Raw genomic sequence first — 23,177 nt, 5'->3', positions numbered from 1 at the left:
GAGATTACGCCACTTTGGCAAGTTTTTATTTAATCAAACGGATATTTATGACACGCTTAACAGCTCGTAAAGGTTATCGACATCATTTTTCGTGGCAATTTTTACACCCTAAATATTGGGGGATTTGGCTTGGGGTTTTAGGACTCGTTATTTTGGCTTTTATCCCCTTTCGTTTAAGGGATAAATTTGCCTATCTTGTAGGGAAAATAGCTTATAAAAAAGCTCATAAACAACGGAATAAAGCGGAAGTAAATTTACGTTATTGCTTCCCTGAGTGGACAGAGCAAAAGCGTAATCAAACTATCGAAGCAATGTTTATCACCGTCGCTCAAACAATGCTTGCAGTAGGAGAAATTGCGGTTCGTTCTCCAAAATATTTACAATCTCGCACTGAATTTTCAGGGCTGGAACATATTCAATCGGTTAAATCTAATTCAAAAAATGTTATTTTATTAGTGCCTCACACTTGGTCTATTGATGTTTCAGGGGCGGTGTTAACCACAATGGGAATGCCGATGGTATCAATGTATAACCCACATCGTAACCCGTTAGTTGATTGGTTTTGGAACTTGGCGAGAGAGCGTTTTGGTGGAAAAATGCACACGCGACAAAATGGCATTAAACCGTTTTTAAGTGATGTTAAAAGTGGAAAACTAGGCTATTTTTTGCCCGATGAAGATTTTGGAGAAAAGGGCAGTGTCTTTGTCGATTTTTTTGCGACTCAGAAAGCGACTTTACCCGGTTTAACTAAAATGGCAAGATTGACCAATGCCGAAGTGATCCCATTATTTCCTATTTATAATGCGGAAAAAGGCGTGTATCAAATTGAGATTTTACCACCAATGTATTTTTCTGGCGAACCAGTACAAGCAGCACGAGAAATGAATAAAGTGATTGAATATTTTGTGCCAAAAAATCCTGAGCAATATGTTTGGATTTTAAAATTGTTGAAAACACGTCAAGATGGAATAGATATTTATCAAAAATAGATATGAAAAAAGCAGATCATTAGATCTGCTTTTTAATTTTTCAAAGATAAAAATTAAGCGTAAACAGGGAAGCGTTTACAAATTTCTAATACTTTTTGCTTAGTTGCTTCGATCACGCTTTGCTCATTCTCTTTTCCTACAGCATCTAATACATCACAAATCCAGCCTGATAATTCAACCGTTTCTGCTTCTTTAAAACCACGACGCGTGATTGATGGTGTACCAATTCGAATGCCAGAGGTAATAAATGGGCTTTGAGGATCGTTCGGAACAGAGTTTTTGTTCACAGTAATATTGGCTGCACCTAAGGCTGCATCAGCGGCTTTACCTGTAATGCCTTTTTTGATGAAATCGACCAAGAATAAATGGTTTTCTGTCCCATTCGAAACGATATCATAACCACGTTCTTGAAAAACGTTAACCATTGCCTTAGCGTTAGTTAAAACTTGTTTCTGATATGCTTTAAATTCAGGTTCCATAGCTTCTTTAAAACAAACCGCTTTTGCAGCAATCACGTGGATCAATGGACCACCTTGACTTGCTGGGAATACCGCAGAATTTAATTTTTTATGTAATTCTTCATCTTTTAAGCTTGAAAGAATCAATCCACCACGAGGGCCAGCAAGGGTTTTATGAGTTGTTGTTGTTACTACGTGAGCGTGTGGAAGTGGATTAGGATAAACTCCCGCAGCGATTAAGCCTGCGACGTGAGCCATATCAACGAATAAATAAGCACCTACTTCATCAGCGATTTCACGCATTTTTGCCCAATCTACAATTTGAGAATAAGCAGAGAAGCCCGCTACAATCATTTTTGGTTTACATTCAAGGGCTTGGCGACGAATATCGTCATAATCCATCACACCATCGGCGGTAATGCCATATTGTACTGCATTATAAATTTTTCCTGAAAAACTGACTTTTGCACCGTGAGTTAGGTGTCCACCGTGAGCAAGACTCATTCCTAAAATGGTATCTCCCGCTTCTAATAATGCCATATATACAGCGGCATTTGCTTGAGAACCAGAGTGTGGTTGTACATTTGCATACTCAGCCCCAAAAAGTGCTTTTGCGCGGTCAATCGCTAATTGTTCAGCAACATCCGCAAATTCACACCCACCATAATAACGTTTACCTGGATAACCTTCGGCATATTTATTAGTAAATTGACAACCTTGTGCTTGCATAACGCGTGGGCTAGTGTAGTTTTCTGAGGCGATAAGTTCGATATGTTCTTCTTGACGGCGATTTTCATCTAAAATAGCTTGCCATAAAACAGGATCATAATCAGCGATATTCATATTACGATTTAACATTGCGTTCTCCTTTTAGTAAACGTTTATGCGGGGTAGAGATGTGGGGCGTATTTTATCTATTTTTAGTTTAAATAGGTAGCTTTTTCTTATAACGAAGCGGTCATTTTCTGCAAATAATTTACAAAAAATGACCGCTTATTAAAATAAAACTAATTTTTAACTTATTGAATTATTAGCAATAATTAAAGTGTTGCAGCAATTTCATCACTGATTTCACCATTGTGATACACGTTTTGAACATCATCACAATCTTCAAGCATATCGATTAAGCGTAATAATTTTGGTGCAGTTTCAGCATCAAGATCCACTGAAGTTGAAGGGATCATTGTCACTTCCGCCGATTCCACTTTAAAGCCCGCTTTTTCGATTTCATCTTTAACTGCACTCACTTCTTCCCACGCAGTATAGATCTCAAAAGATCCATCATCTTGTGGTTGAATATCATCCGCGCCAGCTTCGATAGCAACTTCAGTTAAAGCATCTTCATCTGCTTCTGCAATTAAAATTAACCCTTGTTTAGTAAATAGATAGCCTACAGAACCTTCTGTACCTAAGCTACCACCACATTTTGTAAAACTTGGACGCACTTGTGAAATGGTACGGTTTGCGTTATCACTTAAACATTCAACCATTACCGCAACACCGCCAGCACCGTAACCTTCATAGATTTTGGTTTCCATATTGGTATCATCGCCACCACCGACACCACGCTCAACGGCACGGTTAATGGTGTCACGCGTCATATTACTCGCTAATGCTTTATCAATTGCAGTACGTAAACGAGGATTCGCAGCAGGATCACCGCCCCCAATTTTTGCCGCTGTAACTAATTCACGAATCAACTTTGTAAAAATTTTACCACGCTGTGCGTCTTGTGCCGCTTTGCGGTGTTTGATGTTAGCCCACTTACTATGACCTGCCATAAATTTTTCCTTCTTATTTTGTTGTTGTTTTGATTGAACCTGTTGCAACTAAGGCGGAAAATCCACCTACATTTTGTGCATTTTTAAATCCAGCTTCTTCTAATAATTTCTTTGCTTGTCCTGAACGATTCCCTGAGCGGCAATATAATAAAAGCGTATCGCTCACTTGGTATCCTTTTTGTAATACATCATTTGCAAAATTTATATTTAATGGAATATTTTCTGCATTTACCACGTGTCCTTCTTGGTATTCAGCGGGAGTACGAACATCAATCCAAAATGTTTTAGCATTTGCAACCCCCATCATTAGTATAAGTGAAGCGACTGTAACAATCTTAGGGATAAGTTTTCCCATTTTTACTCCTATTTATATTTCATAAAATTAAAGATATTGCTCAATCACCTGTGCATTATTCGGTGATTTTGTTAATTGCATTGCATCATTGATATTTAGCCACTGAAAAGCCAAATGTTCGGTTAATATAGGCTCAATTTCTTGTTCAAGTCCTAATAAAAACCAGTGTTCTGTAAAATGCGTCACATTAGGTGCGTATTTATAACGGAATTGCGGAAAAATCTCAAATTTAAAACGCTTTTTTGTGTCATAAAGGGATAAATTTTGAGCAACAATATCAATTCCTGTTTCTTCTTTTACTTCCCTTAATGCCGTTTGAAAAGGCGTTTCATTATCTTCAATTGTACCGGTGACGGATTGCCAAAAATCAGGATCATCTTTACGTTGCAACATCAATACACGCTGGGTATCTTTGGCGTAAATGACCACTAAAACAGATTGATTATTTTTATACACCATTATAAACGCTCTTTAATGCCACCAAATTCTTCAATTAAATATTGCGTAAATTGTTTTAACTCTTCGGTCATCAAGACAAAATCCGCATCAAAACGCTGTGCAATATCTTCTTTCAAAATATCATCATTTTTTTCTTTAATTTCATCGGCATATTTGACACGAGAAAAAGTTACATCATCGTTAAAAATAAAAGAGAAATGATCTTCCCACTCTAAGGCTAATTTTGTGACATATTTTCCTGCGGCGAGGTGCGATTCAATTTCTTCACTTTCTAAATCTTGACGCTTACAACGAATAGTGCTCTCGGTATCAAAGGATTTTAATTCTGCCTCTTCTAATAATGTCAGCCAATTTGGCGTATGCCCTTTTGCGACCCAATTTGTCATCACTTCGCTCGGCTCTAAAACAAAAGAAAGGGGCACAACAGGCAGAGAACCTAAACTTTTACGCAACAAGGCTAAACTGTCTTCGGCACGCTTGCTTGACGCACTATCCACATAAACCAACTGATTTTCTAAATCTAACCAAATTGCGGTATGTTGATGTTTACTGAACGCACGAGGTAGTAACATCGCCACCACATCATCCTTAATCGCCTGCTTCTCAGTTTTCTTCAATCTACGGTTTTCTTTCTCTTCTAAAACCGCAATGCGCTCGTCCATCTCACTTTTAATGACAGGGGCTGGCAAGAGTTTTTCTTCTCTATGAGACACGAGTAAAAATTGTTTATTGACATTAAAGTGTAATTGTTCACTTGTAATTAGCGGCGCTCCCCAGCCAAATCTACTCATATCACTTTGCGTGCAAGGGCGGTATTTGTTTGCTTGTAATTTTTCTTCTAACATTGCACTCGTTAAATCAAGGGGAGTTGTTAGACGATAAATCATTATATTTTTAAACCAGTACATTGAAGATTCCTTGAAATTATAAAACAGAATATTGATACTATTGTATCATTAACAATAAGGTTTATTTAGTAAATATGATGAAATTTTTGCGGGAGAAATAATTAAATAAGAAATGGTTAGGGTCATAACTGAACTAATTCCGCTAAGCCTTGTAAACACTAGCTTTTACCGTTTTCAACATATCAAAAAGGGATCAGTCAAGGGATCATTAAAAATCTTGTTTTAGTTTTTTGATTGATTATTGATCGGTTTTTAGGGTTTAACAATTTTTATCTGATTGTTTGTTGAGGTGGGTCAATTCTGGGTTATCTGTGCAAAAATTGCTTTTTTATTATACGCTGTCTTTTTGGTTTGTTTTTTAAACAAAGTGCGAAGTGAGTATTTTATTCATTTTTGTATTTTATTTTTCTATTCGTTCAAAAGTAGCGGAAAAATGGGATTTTGGGCACAAGGTGCTTTTTTCTTTTTTATTTCAATATGTTGTTTTTTAATTTTGTGCCCATTTTACCCTTTTAAAAATGGGATTGTGCCCAAAAGTTTTCGGGATCATAAAAAAGGGTAAAAGCATAAAATGGGATTTTTGGGCACAAAATTAAACAAAATGGGCACATTTATTTATATAGTATTTAATATAATATATTGTTTTATAATAACTATTTATATAATTATTCTATTTGTGCCCAAAAATCCCACTTTTCCGTTAATAAAAAACGGTTCTGCGTTTTTGGTTTTTTAGTGGTTGTTTTTTGAACTTTGAAATTTTTTCTATTTAACATAATATTTTCTATTCAATATAAAAAAAGCAATTAAGACGGATCTCAATTGCTTTAAAAAAATTCTCTGATTAGTCTTCAAATATGCCTTGAATTAAATAACCTCTCGCCCCTCTGTGTGGTGTGATGTTTGCTGGAATTCTTGAATGGTAGCGATCTTTCTCTTTTCGCTTTAATAAATTCTTTTTTTCTAGGGTCTTTAATGCTTCTAGGCGGTTAAAGCCTTTCATTATAACATTATCAAAAATTTCCGTGTTTATATAAAAATCTTCTCTAATAACTTTATCTTTATCATCTTTTATTTCTAAAATCGCCCCTAAAAATTCAACATTATGCAAGCCTTCCCCTTGTTTAATAAATTTAGGGTAGTTAGTCGATATATAATTTTTTAGTGTTTCGATGATTTGTTCGTCTTCTTTATCGCCTCGCCCAAAATTATCCAGCCATAAATCAAAACAAAAAATTAGAGCCTGCTTTATATCCTGTTGCTTAAAGCCTGTGAATTGTGTTGTAAGTTGTAATGAAGTTTCTAATAGTGAAAATCTTCTCGCTACTCGGTAAGCCTGTGGGGTTATATCGCCTTGTTTTAATAAATAGGCTTGCCATTCTTTTGCATACTGTTCTGATTTTGATTGTAAAAGCTCGGTATTTTTTGCCAAATATTCGATCCAGGCTCTACCAACTAAGCCATAATGATTTTTACATTGTTCATTGATATTATCTGCAAAATCTTTTGCCGTGTTGAATTCGTGCCACTTTTCCGCCTGTTGCATTGGAATATTCAATAATCGCACTAATTCGCCAGCCTTTGCCCCTGTTTTGTTGTTAGCTGTATTTGCGGTTTTTAACATTGTGTCTAGGTCTTTTTCGCCCGTGCTAAATGCTAAAACGTTCCAACGTTTAACGGTTCTATTTCCGCCTTTCTCGTGTCCTTGTAGCTTACTAACGCCACTAAATAGATCATAAGCAATAGAGTTTAATTGCATTGGGTCGGCGGTGGTAATTTCGTCCATTGGTAAAAGGTTATCATTGTGGGCTAAGGCTTCGTTAGTTATACCTAGCTTTGTGCTATTCCACGTTAATCGCATTTCTTCACAATAGCCCCATATACTGCTGGCAATGTTGCCCGCAGTGGTTTTTTCCGTCTGTTGATTTTCCGTAAATATGCACCCCAAAACTATCCGCTTTTAAAAGGTGCAACATTGGAGCAGTAAAGCCACAAGCAAGAGCTAAAATAAAGATAGGGTTACCTTGTGCATATTTTGCGATATTGTCTCGCCAGCTTTCAATCGAACCGCTTACGCCGTAGCCCTTTGCACTGGCTGATTTGTTTTTTAATAATACATTTTTGCCCGTGTCCGCTAAGCTGTCGCCATTTGGCAAAAAGAATACGCCGTGTTGCCAGCCTGTTTTGTTGGTCACATTCCAGCGGGCATTTTTAATCGCTTCAATTTGCCAGTAAGTGGCTAATTCTTTATTAGCTTTTCCATCATAAGGAATAACTAAACCTAGCTCTCTTAGGTCGTCCCAACATTCACCTTTACCAAAATCTTTATTAGAAATAGGCTCTACATATTGTTTATTATTACCTACTGATACCCATTCAAGAATAGTATAATGTTTATTATCTTCATCAATACCTATGCCTTTTGTATAGGCTTCATTGCATAAAAAAATCGGTGTAGCTTCGTATTCATTGCCGTTTTTATCGGTTTTTGTTTCTGCTAAATAGAGCCCATCATTTCCCATTATGTAACGTTTTCTTTGTGGTATAAGAGATTTTGCATTACTCTCCACCAGTTTTAAAACTTCTGGGGTTGCTTCGCCGTTTCTAATGCGTTTTATATAGTCGCTACAATCTTCTTCTGTTAAGCCTTTATCATAAAATAAAAGCGTTTCTGCTTGGGTATATTTCGCCACGGCGACACAAATCGCTGTGATTTGGTCTTCTGATAATTCGCCCATTTGATAAACACAAATACGATCATTCTCGCCATCTGTGATTTTTACATTTGGCAAATATTCAAGTTCTTTTTTCCCTATAAAAACGGGGGGAAATTCCGCTCTGTTTTCAGGTTTAATTGCACTTAAAATAAGTTCGTATTCAACTGAATTTTTGTTATAGGGTTCTGCTTCACTTCCAGCAAGCACGGTTATTTGATAAGGTTTATCTTTTTTCTGCTTGCTTGAATTTCGTGCATTTAGTAGCTTATTATTTATTCCGTTCATCATAATTCGACCTTTTTTAGTTGTTTTATTAGGGGGATTTCTCCCCCTTTGGTATGGTTTATTGTTTCTTTTACTTGCTATGTTTCCAAGCCATTACATCACTTAAACGCCATTGTTTTGGGTTTGTTGTTTCAGGCGGTAGCTCGCCTTTTAATTCAAGTTTAAGCATTCCGATATGGTTTAAGCCTGTGATCGCCATTACTTGCTGGGCAGTAATTAAAACATTCTCATTTTTCATTATTTGCCCCCTGGTCTTTTAGAAACTGAATAACTTCACTTGCATAAAAACGTGGGCGGCTGCTTGGTTTTATTGGTTTTGGAAAGCCTGCTTTTTTTGATAGTGTTCGCATTACGTGGTCATAAGAAACGCCTATATACTGAGCTATCTCTTTATAACTTAGGATTTTATCTGCTGTTTCAGGGCTGATTTTTAATAATGCGCGTTCAAGTAGTTTTTGCTTGCTTTCTAGCTTTTCAATTCGTTTTAAAAGCGTTTGAACGAGTTCCGTATAAGTTGGTTTAGTCATCATTTCCCCCTTGTTCTGTCTGATTATCTCTTTCATCGATTAGCTTTTGCATATAAGCCTTAATTTCACTGCGAACATAAACAACATAATTGCTACCTTGTTTTATTTTTTTAGGAAAATCAGGGCGATAATATCCGCTGTCTTTACGTTGCCAACGGTCAAACACTGCTGGGCTTACTTGAAATAGTTTTATAACGTCCTGCTTACGTATAAATTCAATATTAGGTTCAGGATTTTGAATGCCTGTGATTATCTTATTTTCCATTATTCACTACTCCCATAAATCTATCCGTACTTCTTGAAACCGAGCCTATTTGAGTATTAAAACTTGAAAAGCGTTTTGTTAAATGTTTGATATAAACCTGCTCTAAAATGGCTAATTGCTGAATACTAAATTTTAATCTGTGATAGTCTTGCTCATGATTTTCTGAGCAAATATTTTCACTTAACGCTTCAAGCAGTGTTGGAAATACTTCAAGCACTTCAATATCACAGCTTGTTTCATTGCCTAAATCTTCAAACGTTTGGAGCGTGTTTAGGATTTCATTTAGTGTCATATTTGAATTAAGCATAAAGCCCCCCTTGAACATTATTTGAAAGGGGGCAAGCGGTTGAATTTTTGTGATTTTTTGCAAATCTTGAAAAGCGGTTAGGGTTTAAACGTCCGCATACGGTTAAGAGTTGATAGTCTGCTGTAAGTTTAAAGCGTGCTTCATCTGCGTTTGGGGCTTGAATGCGTACGATTTCAGTATTGAAAGTAGGTTTTGTGCGATTGACACACAATAATAAATAGATCATTGCTGATAACTCCAAGATTAAATTTTTAGAAGTTACCGCATAAGTTTCCAGGCTTGGGCGGTAACACGTAACGAGCTGGAAAACTACAAATCTTGGAAAGTAGCAAAGGGCGAAACCTTTCTCATTACGTGCCACCATTGAGAATAGTCTATCACAAGATAGATCTATATTGGGGTACGTACAAACAAAAAAGCACGCTTGAAAAGGCGTACTACTGTTCACCAAGATTATATTATTCGAGTTTCCAGGCTCGGCTGTAGATTTTGCTACAACTTGGACAATATAACCCTGTTTTTGATGGTTTTCAATGGTTTTTTTGTATGTTGAGTGTGTTTTTTGTTCGTTTGTTTGTGTTTTATAGGGGGTTTTTATTAAAATAGCCCCACTGTGTTTAATTAGTTTCATCTGGTTAACCTTTTTAGTAAAATTTTAAAGCCTTGTTAGACGTTGTCGCCACAACGTCTTTTTTTTGCCTGTCGCAAGCGGTGAAATTTTGGGGAAAATTTACAGATCGCGATATTTAGGCAAATCATCTTGATTAATACCGTTTTTTATTTCTGCATCATCATTCCATTTTGCGGTTTTAATTCGAGTAATCTCGCCCACAAAATCCCCCTTGAAATCGCCACAACCTGTGCAATAAAGTTGAGCGGTTACGGTCGTTTTTGTTGGTCTGTCGCTGGTTCTTGTATGGGTTTTATGCCCACATAACGGGCAATAGATATTCACTGCCATTTATTCCCCCTGTAATGCTTGCTTGCGTTGTTCTAGTAGCCATTGTTCAATATCGTATAAAAGCCACTTTCTAAAACGCCCACACTTGATCGGTTTCGGAAATGCCCCCACTTTTACCCATCGCCAAATCGTCGATCTAGACGCGATACTAAAAGGCGGTTTTGCGAGTTCTTCTGCTGTAAAGAGTTGTAGTTTATTGTGTTCTGGTTGTGTCATAGTTTCCCCTTGTGTGAAAAATTACGCTTAAAAATTCATTTCTAACGTTCGCCAACGTGTTTTTTGAGTTTCTAATGCGTTCTTGTGTTGATTTCATTGCTATTGGATAGCGTGGGGGATCGTAGTGGGTTTGAAGGAGGCAAATAAGACATAAATAATAAATAGCTAGTTATTTATTATTTATGTTCTTTAATTTACTAATTAAATCATGGGGTTATACATTCTAAAAAAAGAAAAGGGCTATTAATTCATTTTAGTGATTAATAGCCTTTTTATTGATAAGTTAATAATTATAATTTTTCTTTTTAATAACAAGAGATCTATTTTGTTGTTTGCTTGGTGCTCCTATATTTTCTTTTTCAAAATATTTTTTTAAGGTAGATTCAGGGATATTATAATTGTCTACTAAGAAATCAATTATTTTATTTTTCGATGCGGTTGGATTTTCTTTAAAAATATTTTTAGCCATTTTAATAATCTGTTCTTTATCTTCTCGTTCTTTACGTCCAACCTTATTTTCTTTTTGCTTTTTATTATTTTCTAAGAATGCGATTAAATCATCATATAACATATATAGATCATCATATTTAAAATGAATATATTTTTTTCTTAAAGGTTGGCTACCATTATCAAAATAGATTAAATCTTCGTCATATTCTTTATCTAGCTCATTACCATATTCATCTAAAAGCCAAGGATCAAGAGCCTTTTCAAATCCCCACAAATAGAATTTAATATTTTTATCATTCGGAGGATAAAATGAAATAATGCCAAATTTATCATCTAAATAGACATCTTTTTTAGTCGCTTTTAATAAATGGTTAAGCCCAAAATCAAAAGTATCTATACCATCAACTTCAATAGGTTTTGAATATTCAAAATTGATATGTAAAAAACCACTAATAACAAAGGCTTCATCTAGTGAATTTATCAGTAGATAGACATTATTTTTATATGTCGCGATATCTTTATTAAACTGTCCAAAATCTAGATCAAAATCATATTTTTTACCATTTATAGACAAAAATAATAAGTTTTCATCAAGACGTACGGAACCTATTTTTTTGTGATACTTTGTTATATGAGTTTTAATACTTATTTTTAATAATCCAATTTTTGCATAATGTATTAAATCATCTTTTGTTACATTTTCATCAGTGTATTTATATATTTGTTCACAAGCCTGATCTAAGGAATACCATTTTTTAGGGGGTAGTTTGAATTGTGAGTTTGTTGTTTTCATCTGTTCCGCCTTGTTAGTTTCTAGCTGTTTTTAGTTGTTTCTAGTAAAAATTTAATCATTGTTTTTTTATGCGTATTCTAGCAAATTTAGATACAAAAAAGCGGATTTCTCCGCCTTGTGCTTCCGTGCAATGCCTAGCTTTTAATCATCTATCATTTGAATATTTTCAATTAAAACGGCTGATTTGTAGCTGTCGATAACATAATCCACGTTTGTACTAAACCAGTGTTCAATGCGTGATTCTGAAGGATTATTTAATAAAGCAAATCTAGTGGATTTATTCTGAATAACAAGCCTTAAATTATCTAGGGTTGTGATTAAAACGCTATCTTCTGGAAAAAATGGCATTGTAAGACATTTTATGCCTGCAATCGTTTTTTGTGATAATGTTGCCTGTTCCTTTTCAAAAGATAGCTCGTTATAAGTAAATTGAATATCAACATCTGGCAAAATATCAGAACCACAAATTGCGATCAATTTACCGCTTTTTGCAATAATTGGGGGTAATTGCTCTTTTGCTTTTTTGAATAAATCATTTAAGTTGTTATTACTTTGTGCCTTGCCTACTGTTTCATTATTTAAAACGGCTTGCGGTGCTTTATCTCTGATTTTCTGTAACCAGCCTTTAATCACATCTTGCCCTAGTGGGTAGCGTTGTGGGTCGCTGTTTTTGCTTCTGTGTGTTCCATTAAAGCCTAGCATTATCAAATTAGAAATAATGTCATCCGTTGCAACGGTTTCTAGTTTCTTTTCTTTTTGAGAAGTTGAAATAAACGCATCAAGATCATTGTAAGTAATATTAGAATCAATGTTGATTTGTTGCACGTTTACTTCTTTTGATTCTTTTTCAAGTACAATTTTAGGTTCTCTCGCAGTTGTTCTTGTGTCTGTTGTTCCAGCGATAGCTTTGCCAGAATTTTGAATATCTAAGGCAACATTGACACAAATAGCTAAGTTAATGAATCTGAAAAGCGGGTGAGTTTGCAAATTAGCAAGTAGATCACGCTCTTTTTCTTCGCTTAAATTTTCCCAACCTGTAAAATCTACTTTATGTTGTAAAAATCGCTGCTGTTCTTCGGACATAACCTTAGAGAGTGTAAAAATATTTTTGTCTTTGTTGTCTGCTAATTTTTTAATAGTGAAATTATTCATTGCTGTTTCCTTCTTGTTTTACTTCAAATTCTGAAAATACTTTTTTAAAGCCTGTAAGCCCTTTATTTTTACGATATTTTTCAAATCCCATTTTTGATAGTCGCTCTCCTTGAACTGTGGGCTTGCTTTCTATATGTAATTCTTTGGGTAGTGCTGTTTTGTGTGAATGTGGGAGTAATTTAGCGATGAATTTATTGTTTGCCTTTCTTACTCTGTCGCTTTCTTCTTCGTATTCGTTGCATTTGGTGAGCAAGTCATTCAAATAGAAAAATAAGTGTAGTTTTTCGGCGTATTCTTGGGAAAATTCATCGAGTAATTTATCACAAGTAAATTCTAACAATATGTCCCTGCGATATTCTGCTTCGCGATATTTGTCAAATGCTTCAATATGTTTTAGATACATTGATTTTTCTTCTATGTCTTCATTAAGAGCCGTAAAATATTCTAGCTTGTCCTTAGCTTCGTTATTTTCTCGGCGTAGTTTAATGAAGTCTTTAATATCAATATTTAATGAATTTACCTGTTTTTCTTTTGCATTTTCTGCTTGTTCTTCAATCGTTGCTTTTAATGCACTGATAACGGATTTATTTTTGTTGTATTCACTATCAAGCCTGCTAATTTCATCTTTAACGCTTTTTAATGCGTTATTGGCTGTATCTAGGCTTGCTTTCAAGCGTTCAAATTCTGCCTGTGTTTCTGGGTTCTTAAATTCAATTTTCATTGTGTTTTCCTTTAAAATTTAATACGGTTATTTGTTGCTTGTTGGTCTATCCAGCTGTCAATCTCGCTTTCTAGCCATCTTGCGGTTTTATTGCCTAAACGAACAGAACGAGGGAAATTATTATTTTTCATTCGGTCATAGATAACCGATCTTGATAACCCTGTGCGGTCTTGAACTTCATCAATAGCAATAAACCGTTCTTTCTTTTCTGTGGTCATTGGTGTTCCTTTTTTGTTGTCCCTAAATACGATTATTTATCCTTGCTAGCTTGCTCGGACGGTTTAAATATAAAGAGAATTGATTTTTTTATCACTCTGTTCAGGTTGTTAAAAGGGGGATAACACGTATAAACCATCAAAAAACATAAATAAGCTAAATTTTCTCGATATAAAAAAGGGAAAAAATTCAAACTGGGACACATCAGGGCGTTTCAGGAATATGAAAAAATAGGCTTTTTTATAAACGGTTGAATTTTCAACATAATGGAAAAAAAGCTCCTAAAAAATAACGCAAATTTTGCATAATTATGCGTAATTTTTTGCGTGATAAAAATCGTAAGCCAAGCTAGATGAAGCAAGGCGTGAACGTCTTTTTATTTTTGCGTAATAAAACACACTTTTAGTGTGCAGGCGACGCGAGGGAAAGGGTATGATCTCTCAGTTTAGACGTCTAAACTTCCATTTTTCAAAATGGGCAAAAAATAAGCAAAAATTATCATTGAATAAATATTCGTTTTTTTGAATAAATTTTTTTGTAAATAGCTAAGAAAAGATTTTGAGATGAGTTAAATTAAATGAAAACTTGCTCCATTGCCGGCTTTTTCTCTGCAATATAGGTATAGATGAAAAGTGACGATATTAGAGCAATAAAAAGAGCAGCGCCTCCGTTTATATCTAAACCTTTATAGAATAATGAGGTAAGCAAAACAATATTTACAAAGTTAATTAAATTAAGTATTGGGATATCCGTCCAACTTGATTCTTGTTTTGTAAATGGCTGTATTTTTTCGTTACTTGGCAATAGCCAAACCCAACAACGCATAAATAAATAGACAATTATAGGAACAAACATAAATTGTGGTAGTTCATAACATAAGAATCCAATACCTAATACAGCTATAAGAGTTCCAACAGCCAGTGCAAGAATAGCAATATATCTGAAAAATATAACGAAGAGAAATACACCTCCAATAATCATCAAAATTATTGGAAAATAAGTAATAATAAGTGCAATTAAGACAAAAAATGCAATAAAAGGAAGACTGATGATAAAAATAATAATTTCCATATTGCTACCCTACGTTTAATAGATTTTCAATTTAAAACTAAATATTAAAAAAGTCAATGAAACTTAATGAAAACAAAAAGGCGGAATAACCCGCCCCATCATTCAATATCTAAGCTTTTCTACAAGCCTCTACATATTCGCCCCACTTATCCATAATCGGGCGACGTTGCTCCAAATAATCGCCCCTATTGTATGCACGCTGAACTTCATTCCCTGTAACGTGCGATAAACAAGCCTCAATTAAATGCGGTTCAAAATCGGTCTGATTATGCAAATAAGTACTTGCAATACTTCGCAAGCCGTGGGCGGTTAGAATGCCCTTGAAGTAGCCGTTATTGATATCTTTTATAGCCTTGTTTGCTGTTGCGCTATTCATCGGATTTAAAGGGCTTCTAACGCTTGCAAAAATATATTGTCTTCGCCCGTTGTGTCTGTGCATTTCTTCAAGAATATTTAATGCCTGTTTGCTTAATGGAACGCTATGCGATCTTGCCCTGTCTTTTCTACCTTTCATTTTTTCAGCTGGAATAAGCCAAACAGAATTTTTAAAATCTATTTCTTGCCATTCAGCTGTAACGGCTTCTCTTGGGCGTACCATTGTTAAAAGTTGCCACATGATCAAAAGCTTTGTTTCCGCTCTACTATTAGAATTTTCTAAACAGTGCAAGAAATGCGGTAATTCATCAGGCTTTATAGTCGGCTGATTTTTAGCTTTAACCTTAATAAAGGCTTTTGTAAGCGGTGTTAAATTATTAAATTTGATTAGCCCTTTAATTTGAGCATAATCAAAAATTTGTACTAATTTCCGCATTACTTTAAATGCTGTTTCAGGGCTTGATTTATATAACGTTTCTAATTCTTGAACAACGATATAAAGCTCTAATTGATCAATGCGATAATGCCCAAACATTGGGAATAAATGCTTATGAAGTCGCCACACTTCCTTTTTTAAGGTGCTTTCTTTAACTGTTGGTTTCCAGAAAGTAAGCCATTCATCAGTAAATTCTTGAACTGTTGGAACTTTTAGAGCTTGTTTTTTATAATTTTTAGGATTGATTCCACGCTGTAAAAGTCCTTCAAATTCTAACCGCTTTTCTCTTGCTTGTTTGAGTGTAGTTGCTGGATAGCTTCCCAAACTAATTTTTAAACGTTCGCCGTTGAATGAATACATATATCGCCATAATTTAGTCCCATTCGGTTTTACTAATAAAAATAATCCGTAGCCATCAGATTTTCTATATTCTTTTTCTTCTGGTTTAAATGATTTGATTTTTGTATCTGTTAAAGGTGCGACTTGTTTCGCCATATTAAAAGCCTTTTTCATCAATTTTTTAAATAAAATTACTTTTAATGATTTATCAAAAGAGGGATCAGTCGAGGGATCATTAAAAATTGCTTGTTATGAAATTCAATGAAACGCTGTGAAACTCTCTGAAACGATAAAGCCTTGCTATTACTGGCTTTATGATACTTTTTGAAACGTTGGCGAACGTTGTGAAATGATGTCTTGGTGCCTAGGGTCGGACTCGAACCGACACGATTATTCATCGGCGGATTTTGAATCCGCTGCGTCTACCAATTTCGCCACCCAGGCGGTGTGAAAACTCTTTAATTATAGAACACATTCTCTTTTTCGCAAGCAGAAAACACAAAAAAATAATTGATTGTTCTAAAAATCAACATTTTTATAATAAATCAAATCAGTTATTCTAAAAAAAAGTAAAAAATGCTATATTCTGCCTCTATATTTACATTAAATTTAAGATAAAAAATGGCAAATTATTTTGATATTTCCGTTGCTGTGGCAGGTGCTTGCCAAGCGGGCAGTTTAGTGCAGAAATTTGCACATCATGATATGACTTTTGATGAAAGTGAAATCCTTCGACATTCCTTAAAAAGTTTATTCGTTATGCAACCTGATTCGACTTTAGGTGTATTTGATGATGATTTATCGCACTTAAAATTGGGGATTGAAACGGGTTTCGCACAATTTGGTGGTGGGAAAGGTAATCTGGATACTGAAATTAGTCGTTATTGGATCGGAATGCTGGCATTAAGCCGAAAATTATTAGAAAACCCAGAAGCTAAACCCCTGTTGGCACAACGTTTACAGCAAATTGAGCGTCAATTATCCCTTTGTGAAAATGATGTTTTAAATGAACAGATTATTGCCAATCTCGCGAGTATTTATCGTGAAGTGATTAGCCCATTGGGAAATAAAATTCAAGTCACAGGCTCACAACAACATCTTGCTCGCACTGATGTACAAAATCGCATTCGAGCCACCTTGCTTGCAGGTGTGCGAGCGGGCGTATTATGGCAACAAGTTGGCGGAAAACGTTGGCAATTTTTGTTTGCTCGTAAAAAAATCTTAAACCAAATGCAATCTTTTTATCAAACCTTATAATTTTATCGGAGAATATTTTATGGAACTGAATACCCTTACCGCTGTGTCGCCTATTGATGGACGCTACCAAGACAAAGTCGCAGATTTACGCCCAATTTTTAGTGAATTTGGATTGATTAAATTCCGTGTAATGGTGGAAATAAAATGGTTGCAAAAATTAGCACAAACCCAAGAAATTCAAGAGGTTGCACCATTATCAGAGCAAGCAGATCACTACTTAAATCAAATCATTGAAAATTTTTCTGTGCAAGATGCTCAGCGAATTAAAGAGATTGAGCGAGTCACCAATCACGATGTTAAAGCCGTAGAATATTTCTTAAAAGAGAAAAGCGAGGCTTTACCTGAATTAGCGAAAATCAGTGAGTTTTGGCACTTTGCTTGTACATCGGAAGACATCAATAACCTTTCTCACGCCTTGATGTTGAAAACAGCACGTGAAGAGGTATTATTGCCACAGTGGAAAGCGGTAACTAATGCGATTGTTGAGCTAGCAAATCATTATCAGCATATTCCAATGCTATGTCGCACACACGGACAGCCAGCGACGCCATCAACAATGGGTAAGGAAATGGCGAACGTGGCGTATCGTTTAAAACGTCAATTTAAACAGTTGCAACAAATTGAGATACTCGGAAAAATCAACGGTGCGGTAGGGAATTATAATGCTCATTTATCGGCTTATCCTGAGATTGACTGGCATAAATTTAGCCAAGAATTTGTGACATCATTAGGTATTGAATGGAATCCGTATTCAACCCAAATTGAACCACACGATTATATTGCCGAATATTTTGATTGTATCGCACGTTTCAATACGATCTTAATTGATTTTGACCGTGATTTATGGGGCTATATCGCGTTAAATTATTTCAAACAACGCACTGTTGCGGGCGAAATTGGATCAAGCACAATGCCACACAAAGTGAACCCAATTGATTTTGAAAATTCCGAAGGAAATTTAGGTTTAGCCAATGCGTTAATGAGCCACCTTGCTCAAAAATTACCGATTTCTCGTTGGCAACGTGATTTAACAGATTCGACCGTATTGCGTAATTTAGGCGTAGGCGTGGGATATTCGTTGATCGCATACAGCTCAATCTTGAAAGGGATTAGCAAATTAGAAGTGAACGAAGAACGTTTACAAGAAGATCTTGATCAAAACTGGGAAGTGTTAGCTGAACCTATCCAAACCGTAATGCGTCGCTATGGTATTGAAAAACCTTATGAAAAATTAAAAGAACTCACACGAGGCAAGCGAGTAACCAAAGAAATTATGCAAAATTTCGTTGAAACGCTACCGCTTCCACAGGCTGAAATTGAACGCTTGAAACAAATGACACCAGCGAATTATATTGGTTATGCGGTGGAGTTGGTGGAGAAGTTGGACTAGGTTTACGTGTAACTTATTAAGGAGCTTTACAATGAACAAGTTTTTTCATTATGTATTATGCTTTGGTTTCTTATTTTTTAGTATGTTTTCAAATGCAGATACAACTAAAAACGTTATTACCCCAATATCAATAGAAGATGAAATAAAAGATAAAAGTATTGATGAGGTTTTAAGTATCGTTATATATCGTAATGATGTAGAAAAAATGAAAGAACTATTGGCTGATAATATTGATGTTAATGTTACTGATGAGTTTGGTTTCACGCCTTTAATGATTGCAGTTCAGGCTGATAGAGTAGAAGTAGTAAAATTACTCATTGAAGCAGGAGCTGATATTAATAAACAAGATGAATTTGGTAATTCTATGTTGATCTTGGCTATTCAGAGAAATAGAGAAAATGTATTAGATATAGTTAATACATTCTTATTAGCAGGAATAGATGTGGAATCTAAGACTGAATCAGGTCTTACTGCGTTAATGGAAGCCTCATTTTTAGGTCAAAAAATATGGTAGAATTACTATTGGATGCTGGTGCAGATGTTAATTCTCAGGATAATAATGGTCATATTGCACTGGAATATGCTTTATTTAATAAACAGTTAGAAATAGCCGAACTTTTAAAATCAGTAAAAACTAAGTGATTTTTTTACTTAGTAAAATTGATAATTTATAAATTAAAACAGGAGTAAACGATGCCACATTTAAAAATTCGTGGAATTGAGAAAAGTTTAATTGTTGAAAACAGCAAAGAAATCATCGATGGTTTAACGGACATTATCAAATGTGATCGTGAATGGTTTACCTTAGAATGTAATTCAACCGAGTATATTTTTGATGGAAAAATCGTTGAAGGCTTTACCTTTATTGAGCTTTATTGGTTTGATCGAGGCGAAGAAGTGAAAAAGCAGACCGCTGATTTTCTGATTAAATTGATTAAACGTATTAACAATGACAAAGATTGCACTGTGATTTTCTTCCCTTTGACTGGGGATAATTATTGTGAAAACGGCGAGTTTTTTGGGTAATTTTAGTGATTAAAAAGCGTATTTAAGCGGTCATATTTTTATCAATTTTTGCAAAAAGATAAATTTTTTTGACCGCTTTATTTGATTATTTTTATTTAAAATAATTTATTCAACCAACCTAATTTTGAGCCTAATACCGAGAAATAGTTGTAATCATCAAGATGCAGTAAGTGTAGGCGATCATTACTCTTACGCACAATAATGCGATCATCTCGTGAGAATGGTAGATAAACTTGACTATCACAGCTCACTTGTAATTCTTCAAGGTTGTTTTCTGTAAAGCGTAATGAGACCTCGCTGTCACCATCAATAACGAGAGGGCGGGCAGATAATGTATGAGGATACATCGGTACGAGTGCCATTGCGTCCATATTTGGGGTGAGAATTGGCCCCCCAACAGAAAGAGAATAGGCGGTTGAGCCTGTTGGTGTTGAGATAATCATTCCGTCTGAACGTTGAGAAAAGGCAAATTTCCCATCAATACAAACTTCAAACTCCATTGTTTTTACTATCTGAGCAGGGTTGATGACCACTTCATTTAAGGCATTATTGCTTTTAATGATTTTACCATTGCGTTCAATATGTGCTTCTAATAAAAAGCGTTCTTCAATCACAAATTCTTCACGTTCTAAGCAACTGTAAAGTTGCTCAAACGCTGTTTGAGGTGCGATGTCAGTTAAGAAACCAAAATTGCCACGATTTATACCGACTAAAGGTACTCTATATTTTGCTAATTCGCGTGCTACGCCGAGCATATTTCCATCGCCACCGATTACGATGACTAAATGAGCTTGTTGTCCAATGTCATCAAGGCTTAAACCAATGGCGGATAAATTGAGTTGTTTTGCCACATTTTTTTCAATAGAAACCTGATAGCCACGATCTTTAAGCCAGTTATAAACCGCAAGATGTGTTTCTAATGCAGCATTGCGACGAGGTTGTCCAACAATGGCGATGTGTTGAAAATTACGTTCTTTTTCCATTTTTTTACTCGTTTTAAAGATAAGAATTGTTAATACAATAACGAATATAGCTGTCGTCTAAATTTTGGTACTAAGGGATCGTTTGTTCCCATTGCTGAAAGTATCGTTAAAAATTGTTTCTTAATTTCGCCGTTTGTGATGCTTAAATCTTGTTTTAGCCATTCAAATAAGAGGGTTAATGCTTCTTCATTTCGTCCAACTTGGTGTAGTTGATTCGCTAATTTTATTGCAATTTCAGGCGTTTTATTTTTTGTGTAATCTTGCTGTAATTGTTGGATTTCAGGAGAATCGCTTGCTTGTTCGAGTAAGGCGATTTGATCCTGTAAACCCTGCCAGCGACTATCACGATCTTGTAATGGAATTTGGTTTAAGATTGCTTTTGCAGGTTCTGTTTGCTTAATGGCAATGTAGGTTTCGGCGTAAAGTAAACCGAAATCACTGTTTTTCTTTTCGTTCAGCTCCCACGCACTTTTTAACAATGGCAGTGCTTTATCAAATTCATTATTTTGTAAGAAAGTTAAGGCTTCATTAAATTTTAATTCATCTTCTTTTGGTAAAATATTGGCTAAGCGAAGACGTAATTCTTGTTCTGTTATTGGCTCTAAAATTGCATCAACAGGCTGACCTTCTAAGAAGAAATAAGTCGTTGGAATAACTTGTAAACGAAATTGTGAAGCAACGAAAGGTTGTGCGTCACAATCTACCAAAGCCAGTAAAAACTGTTCTGGATATTCTTCGGTTAATTTTTCAAAGGTATTTTTTAGTTCAATAGACGTTGGTTGTTGAGCGGAAAAGAAATGAAATACAACAGGCATTGTTGCCGTCATATCCAATACATCTCTAAGATTATTTTCGTGAATGTCAATTATGCAGTTCATAAGCGGTTATTTTTTCGTGAATTTTGCAAATTTTAACAGAAAAGCACAGAGAAATAATCTCTTTTTTCAGATTTGAATATTGTAATAGAGGGACAGTGAAGAGTGATGTTGATATCAAAATATGTTTTTTGAACGGCTAAGCTCACAATTTTACAAGAAGAGTATAATTTGGGGATCTACGCAACCTAAGGATATTTACATTTAGATAATGGCAATAAAAAACGGCACCATTTTGATGCCGTGTTATGTTATTGAATTTTAGTCGTCTAACATTACTTTATAAGTTGGATCTTCCATCACGTTTACATCAATCACGCTTTCCGCATTTTTGATTAACGCTTTACAGTCCGCACTTAAATGGCGTAAATGGACTTTTTTGCCTAGTTTTCTATAACGCTCTGTTAATTTATTCAAGGCTTCAATCGCCGACATATCGGCTACTCGGCTATTTTTAAAATCAATGACGATTTCTTTTGGATCGCCTGATACATTGAATTTTTCAATAAACGCCGTCGTTGAAGCAAAGAATAATGGGCCGTTAACTTCATAATAACGAACGGCTTTGTCATCGACATATTTAGTGACACGGATGTGTTTTGCATTATCCCAAGCAAAGACAAGGGCAGCAATAATGACACCAACCACAACAGCAAGGGCAAGGTTGTGTAACACGATAGTTACTAAGGTTACTAGCACCATTACTAAAATGTCTGATTTAGGGAATTTGGTAAATACTTTTAAACTCGCCCACTCAAATGTACCGATTGAGACCATAATCATCAAGCCTGTTAATGCTGCCATTGGCACTTGTTCAATTAAGCTACTCCCGAACATCACAAACATCAACAACATTACAGATGCGACAATACCTGAAATTCTTGCTCTTGCACCGTTTGAAATGTTGATCAAGCTTTGTCCGATCATCGCACAGCCCCCCATTCCTGAGAATAAGCCTGATAAAATATTTGCTGTACCTTGTGCAATCGCTTCTTTGTTACTCTTACCGTGACTTTCTGTGATTTCATCAACGATATTTAAGGTTAATAGACTTTCAATCAAGCCCACGCCTGCAACAATGGCGGCATAAGGGAAAATGACACTTAATGTTTCCCATTCAAAAGGCACGCTTGGTAAATGGAATGGTGGGAATCCACCTTTAATTGAGGCGATATCGCCCACTGTTTTGGTGTCTAAATTAAAGAGGGTTACGATACCAAAAATAATTAAAATTGATGCCAAAGAAGCTGGAATTGCTTTGGTAAATTTTGGTAATAACCAAATAATTGCCATTGTGAGCAAGACTAAACCTAAGAAAATATAAAGTGGCGAGCCTGTTAGCCAGTTACCTGCATCATCTTTAAATTGTGCTAGCTGTGCCGTAAAAATAACCACCGCTAAACCGTTCACAAAGCCGAATATTACTGGATGTGGTACAAGGCGGATCAGTTTTCCTAATCTAAATGTACCTGCTAATACTTGTAAAATTCCCGCGAGAATCACGGTTGCAAATACATATTCCACACCGTGTGTTTTTACTAAGGCAACTAAGACAACGGCAACCGCTCCTGTTGCACCTGAAATCATACCTGGACGACCACCTAAAATAGAGGTGACTAAGCCCATCATAAATGCAGCATAAAGCCCTGTTAATGGTGAGAGTCCAGCAATTAACGCAAACGCGACAGCTTCTGGTACAAGGGCTAATGCAACGGTTAAGCCGGATAATATTTCTGTTTTGTAATCAATCTGATTATTTTGATTGAATAAATTTATTACTTTTTTCATTAAATTTGGGTTGTTTCCTAATCTTGAAGGGGGATAAGACTATACGTTATTTACGCTTGTTTTTCAATCAAATCAAA

29 protein-coding genes and 1 tRNA gene are annotated in these 23,177 nt (G+C 35.4%); 6 read left to right on the top strand and 24 right to left on the bottom strand.

Annotated elements, in window-relative coordinates; all coding sequences use genetic code 11:
* Positions 1-47 precede the first annotated feature (47 nt).
* Complete coding sequence (gene lpxM, locus DYE60_RS06285; protein ID WP_115315778.1) at positions 48-989, top strand: lauroyl-Kdo(2)-lipid IV(A) myristoyltransferase; 942 nt, start codon at positions 48-50, stop codon at positions 987-989.
* A gap of 53 nt (positions 990-1,042) precedes the next feature.
* On the opposite strand, the gene glyA is transcribed toward lpxM, so the two are convergent.
* From glyA to DYE60_RS06185, 21 genes are all read right to left on the bottom strand, one after another.
* Positions 1,043-2,305, bottom strand: coding sequence for a serine hydroxymethyltransferase (gene glyA, locus DYE60_RS06280; protein WP_115315777.1), 1,263 nt, complete (start codon positions 2,303-2,305; stop codon positions 1,043-1,045).
* A 182-nt stretch (positions 2,306-2,487) separates the two neighbouring features.
* Positions 2,488-3,228: a YebC/PmpR family DNA-binding transcriptional regulator gene (locus DYE60_RS06275; RefSeq protein WP_115315776.1), complete on the bottom strand. Its 741-nt coding sequence runs from the start codon at positions 3,226-3,228 to the stop codon at positions 2,488-2,490.
* A 13-nt stretch (positions 3,229-3,241) separates the two neighbouring features.
* Positions 3,242-3,583 (bottom strand): rhodanese-like domain-containing protein, encoded by a 342-nt coding sequence (locus DYE60_RS06270; RefSeq protein WP_115315775.1) that lies wholly within the window; start codon positions 3,581-3,583, stop codon positions 3,242-3,244.
* Between the two features lie 27 nt (positions 3,584-3,610).
* Positions 3,611-4,042: a dihydroneopterin triphosphate diphosphatase gene (nudB, locus tag DYE60_RS06265; protein WP_115315774.1), complete on the bottom strand. Its 432-nt coding sequence runs from the start codon at positions 4,040-4,042 to the stop codon at positions 3,611-3,613.
* Positions 4,042-4,950, bottom strand: a complete 909-nt coding sequence (gene rdgC / locus DYE60_RS06260; RefSeq protein ID WP_115315773.1) for a recombination-associated protein RdgC — start codon at positions 4,948-4,950, stop codon at positions 4,042-4,044. Before rdgC ends, nudB begins: the two co-directional genes overlap by 1 nt.
* A gap of 844 nt (positions 4,951-5,794) precedes the next feature.
* Positions 5,795-6,898, bottom strand: a complete 1,104-nt coding sequence (locus DYE60_RS06255; RefSeq protein WP_172460375.1) for a DUF927 domain-containing protein — start codon at positions 6,896-6,898, stop codon at positions 5,795-5,797.
* On the bottom strand, positions 6,816-7,955 hold the full coding sequence (locus DYE60_RS10385; protein WP_115315771.1) for a DUF927 domain-containing protein: 1,140 nt from the start codon (positions 7,953-7,955) through the stop codon (positions 6,816-6,818). The genes DYE60_RS06255 and DYE60_RS10385 overlap by 83 nt, the downstream gene beginning before the upstream one ends.
* A 67-nt stretch (positions 7,956-8,022) precedes the next feature.
* Positions 8,023-8,190, bottom strand: a complete 168-nt coding sequence (locus DYE60_RS10220) for a hypothetical protein (RefSeq protein ID WP_172460374.1) — start codon at positions 8,188-8,190, stop codon at positions 8,023-8,025.
* Positions 8,180-8,479: a helix-turn-helix transcriptional regulator gene (locus DYE60_RS06245; RefSeq protein ID WP_115315770.1), complete on the bottom strand. Its 300-nt coding sequence runs from the start codon at positions 8,477-8,479 to the stop codon at positions 8,180-8,182. Before DYE60_RS06245 ends, DYE60_RS10220 begins: the two co-directional genes overlap by 11 nt.
* On the bottom strand, positions 8,472-8,744 hold the full coding sequence (locus tag DYE60_RS06240; RefSeq protein ID WP_115315769.1) for a helix-turn-helix transcriptional regulator: 273 nt from the start codon (positions 8,742-8,744) through the stop codon (positions 8,472-8,474). The genes DYE60_RS06245 and DYE60_RS06240 overlap by 8 nt, the downstream gene beginning before the upstream one ends.
* Positions 8,734-9,051, bottom strand: coding sequence for a hypothetical protein (locus tag DYE60_RS06235; RefSeq protein ID WP_115315768.1), 318 nt, complete (start codon positions 9,049-9,051; stop codon positions 8,734-8,736). The genes DYE60_RS06240 and DYE60_RS06235 overlap by 11 nt, the downstream gene beginning before the upstream one ends.
* The gene (locus tag DYE60_RS10380) at positions 9,044-9,682 is read right to left on the bottom strand and encodes an ash family protein (protein WP_115315767.1); all 639 of its coding nucleotides are present in this window, start codon (positions 9,680-9,682) and stop codon (positions 9,044-9,046) included. Before DYE60_RS10380 ends, DYE60_RS06235 begins: the two co-directional genes overlap by 8 nt.
* 99 nt (positions 9,683-9,781) lie before the next feature.
* A complete protein-coding gene (locus tag DYE60_RS06225) occupies positions 9,782-10,012 on the bottom strand; it encodes an Ogr/Delta-like zinc finger protein (protein WP_115315766.1) in 231 nt (76 codons plus the stop codon).
* Complete coding sequence (locus tag DYE60_RS06220) at positions 10,013-10,228, bottom strand: helix-turn-helix transcriptional regulator (RefSeq protein WP_115315765.1); 216 nt, start codon at positions 10,226-10,228, stop codon at positions 10,013-10,015.
* Positions 10,229-10,511: 283 nt separating this feature from the next.
* A complete protein-coding gene (locus tag DYE60_RS06215; protein ID WP_115315764.1) occupies positions 10,512-11,471 on the bottom strand; it encodes a hypothetical protein in 960 nt (319 codons plus the stop codon).
* A gap of 141 nt (positions 11,472-11,612) precedes the next feature.
* Positions 11,613-12,623, bottom strand: a complete 1,011-nt coding sequence (locus DYE60_RS06210) for a P2 family phage major capsid protein (protein ID WP_115315763.1) — start codon at positions 12,621-12,623, stop codon at positions 11,613-11,615.
* Complete coding sequence (locus tag DYE60_RS06205; RefSeq protein ID WP_115315762.1) at positions 12,616-13,344, bottom strand: hypothetical protein; 729 nt, start codon at positions 13,342-13,344, stop codon at positions 12,616-12,618. Before DYE60_RS06205 ends, DYE60_RS06210 begins: the two co-directional genes overlap by 8 nt.
* Before the next feature lie 11 nt (positions 13,345-13,355).
* Positions 13,356-13,562 carry a helix-turn-helix transcriptional regulator gene (locus tag DYE60_RS06200; RefSeq protein WP_115315761.1) on the bottom strand — a complete coding sequence of 69 codons (207 nt, stop codon included), beginning with the start codon at positions 13,560-13,562 and terminating at the stop codon, positions 13,356-13,358.
* Between the two features lie 571 nt (positions 13,563-14,133).
* On the bottom strand, positions 14,134-14,631 hold the full coding sequence (locus DYE60_RS06195; protein WP_115315760.1) for a hypothetical protein: 498 nt from the start codon (positions 14,629-14,631) through the stop codon (positions 14,134-14,136).
* 109 nt (positions 14,632-14,740) lie between these two features.
* Entirely contained in the window at positions 14,741-15,937 is a 1,197-nt protein-coding gene (locus DYE60_RS06190) for a tyrosine-type recombinase/integrase (protein WP_172460373.1), read from the bottom strand.
* Between the two features lie 202 nt (positions 15,938-16,139).
* A tRNA-Leu gene (locus DYE60_RS06185) sits at positions 16,140-16,225 on the bottom strand.
* A 177-nt stretch (positions 16,226-16,402) separates the two neighbouring features.
* On the opposite strand from DYE60_RS06185, the gene hflD reads away from it, so the two are divergent.
* From hflD to DYE60_RS06160, 5 genes are read left to right on the top strand one after another with little or no spacing between them, the layout of a single operon-like run.
* Positions 16,403-17,038: a high frequency lysogenization protein HflD gene (gene hflD / locus DYE60_RS06180; protein WP_115315758.1), complete on the top strand. Its 636-nt coding sequence runs from the start codon at positions 16,403-16,405 to the stop codon at positions 17,036-17,038.
* 19 nt (positions 17,039-17,057) lie between these two features.
* On the top strand, positions 17,058-18,428 hold the full coding sequence (gene purB / locus DYE60_RS06175) for an adenylosuccinate lyase (protein WP_115315757.1): 1,371 nt from the start codon (positions 17,058-17,060) through the stop codon (positions 18,426-18,428).
* A gap of 31 nt (positions 18,429-18,459) precedes the next feature.
* A complete protein-coding gene (locus DYE60_RS06170) occupies positions 18,460-18,942 on the top strand; it encodes an ankyrin repeat domain-containing protein (protein ID WP_172460372.1) in 483 nt (160 codons plus the stop codon).
* Complete coding sequence (locus tag DYE60_RS06165; RefSeq protein ID WP_115315755.1) at positions 18,936-19,070, top strand: ankyrin repeat domain-containing protein; 135 nt, start codon at positions 18,936-18,938, stop codon at positions 19,068-19,070. Before DYE60_RS06170 ends, DYE60_RS06165 begins: the two co-directional genes overlap by 7 nt.
* A gap of 51 nt (positions 19,071-19,121) precedes the next feature.
* Positions 19,122-19,454 carry a DUF1904 domain-containing protein gene (locus DYE60_RS06160; RefSeq protein WP_115315754.1) on the top strand — a complete coding sequence of 111 codons (333 nt, stop codon included), beginning with the start codon at positions 19,122-19,124 and terminating at the stop codon, positions 19,452-19,454.
* Between the two features lie 95 nt (positions 19,455-19,549).
* Here DYE60_RS06160 and DYE60_RS06155 read toward each other — a convergent pair whose 3' ends face one another.
* The 3 genes from DYE60_RS06155 to DYE60_RS06145 all read right to left on the bottom strand — a co-directional run bounded on the left by DYE60_RS06155 (position 19,550) and on the right by DYE60_RS06145 (position 23,100).
* Entirely contained in the window at positions 19,550-20,437 is an 888-nt protein-coding gene (locus DYE60_RS06155; RefSeq protein ID WP_115315753.1) for an NAD(+) kinase, read from the bottom strand.
* A gap of 29 nt (positions 20,438-20,466) precedes the next feature.
* Entirely contained in the window at positions 20,467-21,315 is an 849-nt protein-coding gene (locus tag DYE60_RS06150) for a co-chaperone YbbN (protein ID WP_115315752.1), read from the bottom strand.
* Positions 21,316-21,573: 258 nt separating this feature from the next.
* Positions 21,574-23,100, bottom strand: coding sequence for a SulP family inorganic anion transporter (locus DYE60_RS06145; protein ID WP_115315751.1), 1,527 nt, complete (start codon positions 23,098-23,100; stop codon positions 21,574-21,576).
* Positions 23,101-23,177: the final 77 nt, after the last annotated feature.

Origin of the sequence: Phocoenobacter uteri (genome assembly GCF_900454895.1) — a bacterium.
Lineage (GTDB): Bacteria > Pseudomonadota > Gammaproteobacteria > Enterobacterales > Pasteurellaceae > Phocoenobacter > Phocoenobacter uteri.
Note: the sequence above shows the minus strand (reverse complement) of the source record. Positions and strands in the feature narration are given on the sequence as shown.